This window comes from Sivoneniella epilithica UHCC 1019, assembly GCF_040830845.1.
Classification (GTDB): Bacteria; Cyanobacteriota; Cyanobacteriia; order Leptolyngbyales; family Leptolyngbyaceae; genus ULC077BIN1.
Genome location: NZ_JBFPDP010000006.1, coordinates 1 through 12,816, shown reverse-complemented (window position 1 = coordinate 12,816; position 12,816 = coordinate 1). Strand labels below are relative to the sequence as shown.

Genomic DNA, 12,816 nt, shown 5'->3' with positions numbered 1-12,816 from the left:
GCGATCGCAACTAGACAGTATCTTAGTAGCTGAACGAGATACATTTTTTGAGTAGGTAATCGTGGCTATTGCACATCCTGATGAAATGATGAGGGCGGTGTGGTTGAGGGGCTGGGGAATGGCGGCTGGGGCGATCGCGCTGGTCACAGTGCCTTTTAGTGCTGTGGCTGCACAAGTCGCCCAGCCCACTTCATCTCCACAGGCGGCGGCAAAAGATGTGGATCTAAAAGTGGGAATTGTGCAACGGTTTGGTACACAACCGACCGATATCGTGACCTTACAAGCTCAACCGGGCGATCGCTTGACGCTCAAGTTTCCCCAAGCGAATGGCAAACCGCAAACTTTGACGACTAACACTGCAATCTTAAAGATATTGATGCAGCCTTTGCCAGAATCGCAAGTATCCGAGCGGGTTGTCCTCAGCACTCATCGCAGTTTTGAAAGTGCCGAAGATAGCGCCAACCGCTGGCGATCGCAGGGCATCCCGGTAGAAATTGCCCAACCCAAACGCTGGCAAGTATGGGCGAAACGTGATGTCTACACCACGCCGCTTTTACGTCGATTGTTGCTCCAAAGCTTACAAGTCAAGGGCATTCAAACGGCTTTTGTGGATAGCCGCCTTTTGAAGCAGCAGCCGAAAGCCGCTTTGCTTGTGAATGGCAAATCCTATCAGAAAGATACCGTGCAAATTTCGGCGGGTCGGGGAGCGATTCGGGTGCAAACTGAGTTAAAAGACGATCGCAATAAGCGACTTTATGCCGGAAGTTTGCGTCTTCAGCCCAATACTTATGGCACCTATACTTTAGTCAATCAGGTGCCCTTGGAAGCTTACTTGCGTGGGGTTGTCCCTCATGAAATTGGCACCACTACCACCTCATCTGTGCTTCAGGTACAGGCGATTTTGGCGCGTACCTATGCGTTACGAAACCTGCGCCGATTTGCCGTAGATAACTATCAACTGTGTGCCGACACGCAATGCCAGGTTTATTTTGGGTTAGGTGGTGCACATTCTGCAACCGATGCGGCGATCGCGGCAACTCGCGGCAAAGTGTTGACCTACCACAATGAATTGGTCGATGCAGTTTATTCTGCTTCAACGGGTGGAGTAACAGCCTCATTTAATGATGTTTGGGAAGGACCCGATCGCCCCTACCTCGTGACCCGCATTGATGCCGTGGCGAACCCATGGGATCTCTCACGACAGCCCTTAACCAATGAACAAAAAGCGCGCCAATTTCTGAAGCAAACGAAGGGTTTTAATGAAACTGATCAAAAGTGGTTTCGCTGGCAATACAGTAGTAGCCTAACTGAACTGAACAAAGACCTCCATGCGTATTTAAAAACCCTAAACAGCCCTTTAACAAACTTTAAAAGTATTACTCAGTTAAAGGTGGTGCAGCGATCGCCGGCTGGACGAGTTCAAAAACTGCGGGTAACGACGGATTTGGGCGCGATCGACCTGGAAAAAGACAACATTTTAGTTGCATTCTATGCGCCTGCAAGCTTGTTCTTTTACCTTGATCCGCTGCTGGATGCGAAAAAAAAGATTACAGGCTATGCCTTCGCAGGCGGAGGCTTCGGGCATGGAGTGGGTCTGAGCCAAACCGGATCGTATCACTTGGGTAAACTCGGTTGGAGCAGCGATCGCATCCTCAGCTTTTATTATCCCGGTACACAACTTCAACCCATCAACAACTCGATTGTTTTCTGGCGCGATCCGTTTGTCCAGTAAAGCATCTTTTCTGCGGGATGCACTTTTGATTAGGCGCTTTATGATCCATGCTTTATCGATTAATTTAGCATTTTTGCCGATCGCGCCAACCGGATTGGCAACCTATGCCATCAATCTATTGCCTCATCTAAAATCACTTGATCCAGCTTTATTTGTGGCACACGATCAGCCAGAATTTGACTGTTATTCTGTGCCCAATAATCTTACCCATGAACAGGGACGAAAGGGGCATTTTTCCCGTTTATTATGGACTCAGTTTCAGGCACCGAAGCTCTATCAAACAGCGCGATCGCGTCTCTTATTTTCTCCGATTCCTGAAGCTCCTTTGTGGTCAAATTGCCGATCAATTGTGACGGTTCATGATCTAATTCCACTGCGGTTTTTTCGTAAAAATACACCTCTTTGGCTTTATCAAAAATACTATTTGCCGCAGGTCTTAAATCAAGCTGAACACATTATTTGTAACTCCCAGGCAACAGCGCAGGACATCATTGATTTTTTTGGAATTCCGGTTGATAAAATCACGCCTATTTTATTGGCACATGATGCAGCAAACTTTCGCTTTCTAGAATTGCCAACTAGTAATTATTTTCTTTATTTGGGGCGCAATGATCCCTATAAAAATCTGCCGCGATTAATTAGCGCGTTTGCATCCATCCCTAATTTTTCAGACTATGAATTGTGGATTGCGGGACCCATGGACGATCGCTATACGCCCAATTTGATCCTACAAATTGAAGCCTTAAAAGTAACTCATCAAGTCAAGTTTTTGAGCTATGTTCCTTACTCAGAATTGCCGAAAATTATTGGTCAGGCGATCGCGTTGGTAATGCCGAGCCTGTGGGAAGGATTTGGCTTGCCTGTACTGGAAGCGATGGCGTGTGGCACTCCGGTAATCACTTCTAACTTGTCATCTTTGCCAGAAGTGACGGGCGATGCGGCGCTGTTGGTTGATCCGTATTGTGTGGACGCGATCGCTCAGGCAATGAGCGCGATCGCGGCTGATTCTAGCCTTAGAAGTCAACTGCAACAGGCAAGCCTGGCAAGGGCTGAACAGTTTAGCTGGACAAAAACCGGAAACGCAACGGCTGCAATCTTGCGAGAATATCTGTAGTTTAGTGACCCGCTTGTTATGACTTTATCGATCGCCGATCTCAGATTGAACTATACTCGCCAATCGTTACTAGAAACCGATATTCACCCTGACCCGATTCACCAATTTCAAACCTGGTTTGATCACGCGATCGCAGCAAACTTACTAGAACCGAATGCGATGACTTTGGCGACCGCTACCCCTAATGGCACTCCATCGGCGCGAATTGTGCTGTTGAAAGGCGTGGATCAACGGGGGTTTGTATTTTATACCAATTACAACAGTCAAAAAGGGCAGGAGTTAACGGCTAACCCGCAGGCGGCGCTGGTGTTTTTGTGGAATGAATTGGAGCGCCAAGTGAGAGTTGCAGGAACCGTTGAGAAAATTGCTGCCCAAGAGACGGAGGCATACTTTCAGAGTCGCCCTCAAAGCAGTCAGTTGGGGGCTTGGGCATCGGAGCAAAGCTGTGTCATACCAAACCGGGAGGTGCTGGAACAACGTTTGGCGGATCTCACTCAGGATTATCAAGATAAACAGGTGCCGCGTCCGCCTCATTGGGGTGGTTTTCGGGTGATTCCCCATGCGATCGAGTTTTGGCAAGGACGACCGAGCCGCTTGCACGATCGCTTGCGCTATCGGCTTGAGGCTGGCAACTGGATCATTGAGCGCTTATCGCCTTAGCAGACGAGTTGCAGACGGAGCCGCAACCAGTGAATTTCTGAAAATCGCCTCTGACCACAAGTTTTATCGCCAGTCATCTGAATCAGATCGCGATCGCGCCAACCCTCTTTTGTCTCATGCCAGCCATTTCTCCCTCAAATGTTTTTCGCTTTTTCATAAACCTTTCCAAAACTTCTTTAATTGGAATGCATAAATCGATTGTCTAATTCAGTTAAATAACTGTGGGTTTGGATCGATGAATGATGAATAACGCAGAGTATTGAGATGTTATTGCGCCCTTCTGATGGATAAGCACCCGCTCTCCAGGATTGATCCGCCAATCTAACGGATAACACTCCACATTCTCGGAATTAAATTGCAAAGTTTCTGTGAAATTCTTGAGGCAGTGGGTGTTCTCACGTAAGTATGCTGGATAATCCTTAACAAGAGAATACTTATTCAAAAGTGCGACGTTTTATCCATAGTCATGTGCGCGATTTAAAGTCGTTCCAAGGAGTTAAAAAGATTCCCAAACGTCCTTGTCTGTAAAGACGTAATTAGGAATCTGCCTCGTGATTACGACTGCGATTTGATGATAAAAACCACTGTCTCCCTATTTTTATTGCGCATAGACACAACAGAAAACATGAACAAAACTTTGAAACTCAATCAAACTCTGAAAAAGTCTCAATGGCTAAGTTTGGTAATCAACCAAGCTCTACATTCTATGCTTATCGGAACTTCAACGATTGGAACGACCCTTGGACTGTTTGCTCTCAATGAGTTTGTCCTCACCCAATCAGCTTGGATTACTTCGAGTCGTGTTGTTGCTCAAGAGGTAGCTGAACAGGTTGCGGCAAAAGCAATTCCTGCTGTTGTTCGGATAGACACCAGTACAGGAACAGGCAGTGGCGTAATTATCAGTGCTGATGGAAAGGTAATCACCAATGCTCATGTAGTGAGAGACTCTTCAACAGTCACCATTACCTTACAAGATGGAACAAAAGCCCAGGCGAAGGTAGTCTCCGTGGGTGAAGTTGGGGGAAATCGAGATCTGGCGTTATTAAAAATTGAAGGCAAATCTAATTTCCCAACGCTTCCTCCTGGAGGTACAGCTTCTCTCCGTGTTGGGCAACAGGTATTTGCGATCGGATTTCCTTTTGGAGGTAGCAAGTTTTTTAGCCAAGGCGTTGTTAGCCAAGTGAATAGCCAAAAAAGATTGATTTACACAGATGCAGCAATAAACAAAGGTAATTCTGGTGGTCCACTCCTCAATAGACAAGGAGAAGTGATTGGAATCAATACTGCTGGTCCATCAGAGAACGTCAACTACGCAATTTCTATAGATTCGGTTCAAGCATTTTTGAGGCAACCTGCGACAGGTCCAAAGCAAACTGCCTGTGTCGGAAAGCAGTCTTTACAGCAGATCAAAATGGATGGGTCTGTAATCGCTGCTAGATTAGGTCAAGGCAGTAATACTCTAAATCTAGACAAGAGTGTTTGCTCTATTTACAATTTTTCGGGTCAGGCTGGTCAGTTTTTCAGGATTGACCTAGTTAGTTTGGATTTCAACCCCTGGATGACATTACTGCGCCCTGATGGTTCACGCTTGGGCAATGATTTTGGTGGCAATGTTCCCTATGCCAGACTTCAAGGGACATTACCAGAAAACGGCACTTACCAGCTAATCACCAGCACCTTTGATTCCGGTGAAGCTGGAGCATACAGTTTGCAAATGCAAAAGTTTATCATTCTTCAGAGTGGTCGCCTTAGCGATGAATCTCCACGCTTGCCCTCTGATAACAGCCCACACGCGGAGTTTTCTTTCCGAGGAGAAGCAGGTAAGCCGATCAATATCACTGTTGAAAGTAGTGAATTCAAAACTTTTTTATTTTTGAAAGGTCCTGATGGTAAAACCATTACAAAAGACAAGCGTCGAATCTCTGGCAAGTTACCAAGTTCTGGACTGTACTCCGTGATAGTAAATGCTGAGGAAGCATCGGGGAGGGGGAGATTTACCCTAATGGTGCGTTGACTGTGAATCGTTTAGTTTTCTAGCTTTTACAGCCGTTCTTATAGCTGCATGAGTTGTGGTCTAACAACCTGGTTGGAGAGAACTGCCGAAAGATCTGGGTGGTGATTCAAAGCGTACTGATAGCCGCCCAACCAGAACATTAGCTGTCTTTGCATCAAGGGCTCATACACGTTGATGACAGCGATCGCCTTTATCTGAGTAGTCCATCCTGCGATCGCTGGATGCTTTGCTAGCCTTTTGTTACCTAGGTTTTTAATCCGACTAGAGTACTACGACGTACCTTTAAGACCATTTGTAAGTTTTCTAGGTCATTACATTGGTGAAGGTTAATGAGTAGCGGCAATCAAGGCTTGGCTAGCAGTCAACACGTTTTGTCGTGCCCAATCGTCGGCGGCGAGGATGTCTTCTAGGCTAGGATCGGGGCGATTTTGGGATTGATAGCGATCGCAGGTTTGCTCAATCAGCCGAGGAATATCTAGGAAGCGGATTTTTTCGTCTAGAAATAGGGCGACGGCTTGTTCGTTGGCGGCATTTAGCACCGCTGGCATACAGCCTGCTGCTCGTCCGGCGGCGTAGGCGAGTTGCATACAGGGATATTTTTCGTGATCGGGTTCGCGGAAGGTGAGGCTACCGATTTTCACGAGATCGAGCGGTTCCCAATTGGTAGCAATGCGATCAGGGTAGGAGAGCGCGTAAAGCAACGGCAGGCGCATATCTGCCCAACCTAGCTGTGCCAGCACTGAGGTGTCTTCCAGTTCAATCAATGAGTGGATAATGCTTTGGGGATGAATGACGATCGCGATTTGGTCATACTCCACGCCAAAGAGATAATGGGCTTCGATCACTTCCAGCCCTTTGTTCATCAGCGTGGCGGAGTCAATGGTAATTTTGCGCCCCATCGTCCAATTAGGATGCTTAAGCGCATCGGCAACGGTTACTTGCGCCAGTTTTTCTATGGGCAGGTCGCGAAACGAGCCACCGGATGCAGTCAACAAAATCCGCCGCAATCCGCTTTTGGGGACTCCTTGCAGACACTGAAAAATGGCAGAATGCTCAGAGTCGGCAGGCAGCAGTTTTACGCCATATTGCTTGACTAGGGGCAACACGACTGGAGCGCCTGCAATCAAGGTTTCTTTATTCGCTAAGGCGATGTCTTTCCCCGCTTTGATGGCAGCGATCGTCGGCAACAGTCCAGCACAGCCCACAATTCCGGTTACTACGACATCCGCTTCAGCACAGCGCGCCACCTCAATCACGCCTTCTTGACCGGCTAATAAGGTCGGCTGGGGAGAAAGATCGGCGATCGCGGCTTTCAGTTCTGGCAGTTTATCTGCATCGGATAGGGCAACAATCAACGGGCGAAATTGCCGCACTTGCTGTGCCAACAGTTCCACATTGCGTCCTGCTGCTAACCCGACTATCCGAAACTGGTCGGGATATTGAGCCGCAATGTCTAAAGTTTGAGTGCCGATGGAACCTGTAGAGCCAAGAAGAGAAAGTGCTTTCACAGTGGTGCAGTTCAGTCACGCCTTCCCTATCTTACGGGTTTGCGTCGTCAATCCTAAAGAAAATCTATATCCAATTAAAAAGGGACGCATGATTACGTCCCTCAACCCATAAAAATAATAAATTTAGGTAAAAGTCTACAACGACCTTAAACCATTCCACCTGCTGCTTGAAACCGTGCCCGCGATCGCTTCAAAGCTTTTGTTGCTTTAATAAACTCTTGCCGAGAGCCACTTTGCTGCGCTCTACCAAATTGCTCTTGGGCGGCGGTGAAGGCAACACGAGCTTCTTCCTTATCAATAGAATCGCCTCGTTCTGCACCATTCACCAAAATGGTCACTTCATCGGCATCGACTTCAGCAAAACCGCCCATTAGAGCAATAGGTATCCAGGTGTTTTTATCAGCCCGGACTCGCATCACTCCAGTATCTAAAGCCGTGAGCATGGGCGCATGTCCGCCTAACACACCAAGTTGTCCAGTGGTGCTGGGCAAAATCACTTCTTCCGCTTGAGAATCCCAAATTGTTTTGTCAGGAGCAATCACACGAACAGTTAGAGGCATAACTTAATGTTGGGTTTTGAGGTTTAAGGTTTAAGGTTTGAGTTTTGAGCAAATCTTGCCTTGCCCAAAACTCAAAACTGGACGATCGCTGCTTGCTTACTTGCCTTCAGCTTTAAGCTTTTCGCCTTTAGCGATCGCTTCATCAATGCTGCCGACCATGTAGAACGCTTGCTCAGGATATTCATCTAAAGCGCCAGATAAAATCTGCTTAAATCCCTTGATCGTATCGGTCAACGACACATATTTGCCAGGTGAACCTGTGAAGACTTGCGCCACAAAGAAAGGCTGGGATAAGAACCGCTCAATCTTACGGGCGCGGAACACAATCAAGCGATCGTCTTCAGACAATTCATCCAAACCCAAAATCGCAATAATGTCTTGCAGTTCCTTATAGCGTTGCAGCGTAGATTGAACAGCGCGCGCGGTTGAGTAGTGATCCTCTCCCACAATGCTGGGCTGTAGCATCGTTGAAGCTGAATCTAATGGATCAACCGCTGGATAAATTCCTTTAGATGCCAAACCACGAGACAACACCGTAGTTCCGTCTAAGTGAGCAAATGTGGTTGCCGGAGCAGGGTCAGTCAAGTCATCCGCAGGCACATACACGGCTTGAATAGACGTAATCGAGCCTTCCGTTGTGGAAGTAATTCGCTCTTGCAGATCGCCCACATCCGTACCCAGAGTTGGCTGGTATCCAACCGCAGAAGGCATCCGACCGAGCAACGCCGATACTTCAGACCCTGCTTGCACAAATCGGAAAATATTGTCAATGAACAACAGCACGTCTTGCTTGTTCACATCACGGAAATATTCCGCCATCGTCAAAGCTGAAAGACCAACGCGCATTCTGGCACCGGGAGGCTCGTTCATTTGACCATAGACCAAGGCAATTTTGGACTCACCAAGGTTATCTTTGTTGATAACGCCAGACTCCATCATTTCGTTGTAAAGGTCATTGCCTTCACGAGTCCGTTCGCCTACGCCGCCAAACACCGACACTCCGCCATGATTGGTTGCAATGTTGTTGATCAGTTCCATCATGATGACAGTCTTACCAACGCCTGCACCGCCAAACAGCCCAATTTTACCACCCCGTCGATAGGGCGTTAGCAGGTCAATCACCTTAATTCCGGTTTCAAATACGGAGGGTTTTGTTTCCAATTCCGTCAGCTTAGGAGCATCGCGGTGAATGGGAGAAAACTCTTGGGCATTGACGGGACCCTGTTCATCGACAGGCTCACCTAAAACGTTGAAAATTCGACCTAGGGTGATGGCTCCTACGGGAACACTAATAGGCGCACCACTATCCATCACTTCCATACCACGAACCAACCCATCGGTCGAACTCATGGACACAGCGCGAACTTGGTTATCACCTAATAGCTGCTGTACTTCACAGGTGACGTTAACTTCTGTGCCTGCTGGATTGGTGCCAACGACTCTTACAGCATTGTAAATGTCTGGCATCTTCCCATTTGGGAATTTAATGTCTAATACGGGACCAATGATTTGCGTAATGTAGCCGATGCTTTTTTTCTCTGTGGTGGTGACCATGCTTACGCCCTATTCTGTGACTCAGCGACTTGAATGTTTTTTAGCAAACAATCTTAAAAATTGTCACCAATAAGCTTATCACTGAACGGGCAATAGTTGATTGCAGAGATTTTTGCAGACGGAAGGAGAGATTTGAGAGTTTTGAGTTTTGAGTTTTGAGGTCGGAGTTTTGAGTTTTGAGGTCGGAGTTTTGAGGTCGGAGTTTTGAGTTTATACGGAATTACTCGCCACTCCGTCTGCACTTGTCTTAAACTTGGCAGGGAACTTGGGCTGCGCTATGGGAGGTTGTCGCTTGGCAGTCTTGCGTATCTAGGTAGAGTTGTCGCTTGATTTGAATGTTTCTCAGATGTTTTTTAACGGTGTCCTCGGTGATGTAAAGCGCGATCGCAATCTGTTTGCGGCTAGCACTCGCTCGGCGACGTAGCCAAACCTCGGTTTCTCGTGGGCTAAGTTTCCAGGTTTGCGCTTCGGCGATCGCCAATCCTTGAGTCGCCTGGTTTTGATCTTGCAGTCTGACCAGGAGGCAGAGGCGATCGAGGGTGTCTAGTTGCAGCCATTGCACCCAAATACGGAGGTTGATGGTGGCTGACTCGATTTCCGATTCAAGCACTATAGACTGATTGGGGTATAAATCACGGTTCTCAATGAGGGCTTGGCAGGCTTGCCAAATGATTTTAGGTAGGGTGCCTGCTTTGCCGGTGAGTTGAAGGCAAAGTTGCTTAGCTGTAGTGTTGGCATAGTGTAATTCCTGTTGATCCGTGAGGACTAAGATGCCATCCACGAAACTTTCAAGAACAGCTTGCAGCAAAAAATGGGGGCTTACTGAGTTGACCATAGTAATACGGGGGCTGATGAACTACGAGACATTAATCGTTTCGGGCTTTGAATCAATTGCGTGGTTCAAGTGATATTTGTCCTTTAATGAGTCATTCAGGGAAACCGCAGTAACGAAGACATGGACTTTAAAGGAACAATAAAAATTCTGTTCTTCAAAGATCTACATCAGTCTCTTTAAGCGTTACTGGTTTAAAGGTCATCAACCTCACATAAATAGGTGAATTAATAGTTAATTCGCCAATGATTCTTAATTTTTGTTAAAGTCATCCCAGTGCCTTAATCCTTCACATTCACGCCGGAGACTCTTGATGCTGCGCCTGGAACATATTTGTAAGATTTACCCCACGGGTGAAGTTCTAAAAGACATTAACTGGGAGGTGAAAGGGGGCGATCGCATTGGGCTTGTCGGTGTCAATGGAGCAGGCAAATCCACTCAGCTAAAAATTATTGCAGGTGAAATTGAACCGACCAGCGGTGAAGTGGTTCGTCCTAATAGTCTGCGAATTGCCTACCTCAGCCAAGAATTTGACGTAGACCCTAGCCGCACTGTCCGAGAAGAACTATGGCGAGCATTCAAAGAAGCGAATGATGTCCATGAAGCGCTAACTGAAGTGCATCGACACATGGAAACCGCCAACCCAGAGCAGCTAGATAAACTAATCCACGAAATGGATCGGTTTCAGCGGCAGTTTGAAGGCTTGGATGGCTATGGCTTGGAAGCGCGAATCGAGAAGCTGATGCCAGAGATAGGCTTTGAGGCGGAAGATGGCGATCGCTTGGTGAGTGCTTTTAGTGGCGGCTGGCAGATGCGGATGGGCTTGGGCAAAATTTTGCTGCAACAGCCTGATCTGCTGCTGTTGGATGAACCGACCAACCATTTGGATTTAGAAACCATTGAGTGGCTAGAAACCTACCTGCGCGGCATCAATACGCCGATGGTAATCGTCTCCCATGACCGCGAGTTTCTCGATCGCCTCTGCACCCAAATCGTGGAAACCGAGCGCGGTGTTTCTACTACCTACTTGGGTAACTATTCCGCTTACTTGCTGCAAAAAGAAGAAGCTAAACTCTCGCAGCTTGCCGCCTATGAAGGACAGCAAAAAGAACTAGAGAAACAACAGGCATTTGTCGATCGCTTCCGTGCCAGCGCCACCCGCAGCACCCAGGCAAAAAGCCGCGAAAAACAACTGGATAAAATCGAACGAATCGAAGCACCGGATGCTGGGGTTCGGACGCTGAAATTCCGCTTTCCACCCGCCCCTCGCAGCGGTCGAGAGGTGGTGATTATCAAAGATATGACCCATAGCTATGGCGACAAAATCCTGTTTTTGGGAGCCGATTTGCTGATTGAACGGGGCGATCGCATTGCCATCCTCGGACCCAACGGTGCTGGTAAATCGACCCTGCTGCATTTGCTCATGGGCATGGAAAAACCCACCGACGGCACGATTGAATTTGGGCAGCACAGCGTTATTCCTGGCTACTTTGAACAAAATCAGGCAGAAGCCCTAGATTTGCACAAAACCGTGATTGAAACGATTCACGATGATGTGCCCGACTGGACAAATGAAGAAGTGCGGACGTTACTGGGAAGCTTTTTATTCACAGGCTCAACCGTGTTCAAAAAGGTGGAAGCCCTCAGCGGTGGCGAAAAAGCCCGGTTAGCACTGGCAAAAATGCTGCTGCAACCCGTTAACCTATTGATTTTGGATGAGCCGACGAATCACCTAGATATTCCCGCTAAGGAAATGCTGGAAACTTCTCTGCAAAATTACGATGGCACCGCCATTCTCGTCTCCCACGATCGCTATTTCATCTCCCAAGTTGCCAACAAAATTGTGGACATTCACGAAGGACAACTGCGTCTATTTCGCGGCGATTATCACTACTACCTGGATAAAGTGGCAGCGGAAAAAGAACAGGAAAAACTAGAAGCGATCGCAGCCGAAAAAGCCGCAAAAGCGGAAGCGAAACGCAATAAGCAAAAAGAGAAATCTAAAAAAACCGCGAAAACATAGAGCGAAGAGAAGCACGAGTGCAGAGTTAGGCGAACCCTCAGACGCACAGATCTCAGTTGTTTAGTGCAAGGCAATATTAAGCTGCTGGCTATAGCTTGCCGATTAACTTGTCATACTCTGCATGAGTGCCAATCCAAAACCACGATATACCGCTTTCCACCTCAACACCCAAGGCTCGATAATCTAGCCCTGCCCGAACTGACCAATACTTCTTCCCAATCTTTTTGAAGTGCAAAGAGGGGTGAGACGGGTCAGCTTTCAGAAGCTCGTAACATTGGTCTGCCGTATCCTGAACGTTTGTAGGGAGAGCGTCATAACACTTCCAAAATCTTCGTGTGGTGTAATGCATTCAAATTTCCCGACAACGCCCCGCTTGAAACTCAGCGATCGCTTCCTCTGCCAAAGCTTCTAACTTGCCGTTTGCTACGTCTTGCTCTAGCTGTTCATCCCAACGCTGGTAATCCACATCAAAGAACCACTGCCTGAGTCGCTGAAATTCATCAGACGGAAGTGTAAGGATAGCAGCTTCAATTTGCTCAAGGGTTGACATGGTTTGACCTTATTGCGCCTTCACTCTGCATTTTAACTTGATGGAGCGATCGCTCCACTAACTAGGTTGCAGATCAAGCCCGAACGGTTATGTGGCTGACAATTGCACTGAGTTTGACTATGTCTTGTGAGCTTCTGCATAAATTCGTAGCGCCGCAGCCATTTTCTTTTCATAATCCTCACCCTGAGCCTGAGAGGATGTCTGAGAAGTTAGGGGCTACGCTAGCCGCCTGAGCATCAGACGAATCATGGCAACATAAATGAAAGTTT

Annotated in this window: 11 protein-coding genes; 5 read left to right on the top strand and 6 right to left on the bottom strand. The window is 47.5% G+C overall.

Going from position 1 to position 12,816, the window contains the following annotated elements; translation table 11 throughout:
• The first annotated feature begins 61 nt into the window (after positions 1-61).
• The 4 genes from AB3R30_RS05555 to AB3R30_RS05540 all read left to right on the top strand — a co-directional run bounded on the left by AB3R30_RS05555 (position 62) and on the right by AB3R30_RS05540 (position 5,520).
• Positions 62-1,732, top strand: coding sequence for a SpoIID/LytB domain-containing protein (locus AB3R30_RS05555; protein WP_458648157.1), 1,671 nt, complete (start codon positions 62-64; stop codon positions 1,730-1,732).
• 25 nt (positions 1,733-1,757) lie between these two features.
• Positions 1,758-2,846, top strand: a complete 1,089-nt coding sequence (locus AB3R30_RS05550) for a glycosyltransferase family 4 protein (RefSeq protein ID WP_458648156.1) — start codon at positions 1,758-1,760, stop codon at positions 2,844-2,846.
• 18 nt (positions 2,847-2,864) lie between these two features.
• Positions 2,865-3,506, top strand: a complete 642-nt coding sequence (gene pdxH, locus AB3R30_RS05545) for a pyridoxamine 5'-phosphate oxidase (RefSeq protein WP_458648155.1) — start codon at positions 2,865-2,867, stop codon at positions 3,504-3,506.
• A 706-nt stretch (positions 3,507-4,212) separates the two neighbouring features.
• On the top strand, positions 4,213-5,520 hold the full coding sequence (locus AB3R30_RS05540; RefSeq protein ID WP_458648154.1) for a S1C family serine protease: 1,308 nt from the start codon (positions 4,213-4,215) through the stop codon (positions 5,518-5,520).
• 326 nt (positions 5,521-5,846) lie between these two features.
• On the opposite strand, the gene dxr is transcribed toward AB3R30_RS05540, so the two are convergent.
• The 4 genes from dxr to AB3R30_RS05520 form a co-directional block, all read right to left on the bottom strand.
• Entirely contained in the window at positions 5,847-7,028 is a 1,182-nt protein-coding gene (dxr, locus tag AB3R30_RS05535) for a 1-deoxy-D-xylulose-5-phosphate reductoisomerase (protein WP_458648153.1), read from the bottom strand.
• Between the two features lie 146 nt (positions 7,029-7,174).
• Positions 7,175-7,588: an ATP synthase F1 subunit epsilon gene (gene atpC / locus AB3R30_RS05530; RefSeq protein WP_458648152.1), complete on the bottom strand. Its 414-nt coding sequence runs from the start codon at positions 7,586-7,588 to the stop codon at positions 7,175-7,177.
• A 96-nt stretch (positions 7,589-7,684) separates the two neighbouring features.
• Positions 7,685-9,142: a F0F1 ATP synthase subunit beta gene (gene atpD / locus AB3R30_RS05525; protein WP_458648151.1), complete on the bottom strand. Its 1,458-nt coding sequence runs from the start codon at positions 9,140-9,142 to the stop codon at positions 7,685-7,687.
• A 247-nt stretch (positions 9,143-9,389) separates the two neighbouring features.
• Positions 9,390-9,977, bottom strand: a complete 588-nt coding sequence (locus tag AB3R30_RS05520; protein WP_458648150.1) for a helix-turn-helix transcriptional regulator — start codon at positions 9,975-9,977, stop codon at positions 9,390-9,392.
• Between the two features lie 310 nt (positions 9,978-10,287).
• Between AB3R30_RS05520 and AB3R30_RS05515 the strand changes: the two genes are divergently transcribed.
• Entirely contained in the window at positions 10,288-11,997 is a 1,710-nt protein-coding gene (locus AB3R30_RS05515) for an ABC-F family ATP-binding cassette domain-containing protein (RefSeq protein ID WP_458648149.1), read from the top strand.
• A gap of 88 nt (positions 11,998-12,085) precedes the next feature.
• On the opposite strand, the gene AB3R30_RS05510 is transcribed toward AB3R30_RS05515, so the two are convergent.
• Together AB3R30_RS05510 and AB3R30_RS05505 are read right to left on the bottom strand one after the other, a co-directional pair.
• Positions 12,086-12,346: a ParE family toxin-like protein gene (locus tag AB3R30_RS05510; RefSeq protein ID WP_458648148.1), complete on the bottom strand. Its 261-nt coding sequence runs from the start codon at positions 12,344-12,346 to the stop codon at positions 12,086-12,088.
• Entirely contained in the window at positions 12,347-12,547 is a 201-nt protein-coding gene (locus tag AB3R30_RS05505) for a hypothetical protein (protein ID WP_458648147.1), read from the bottom strand. It abuts the gene before it with no gap.
• Positions 12,548-12,816: the final 269 nt, after the last annotated feature.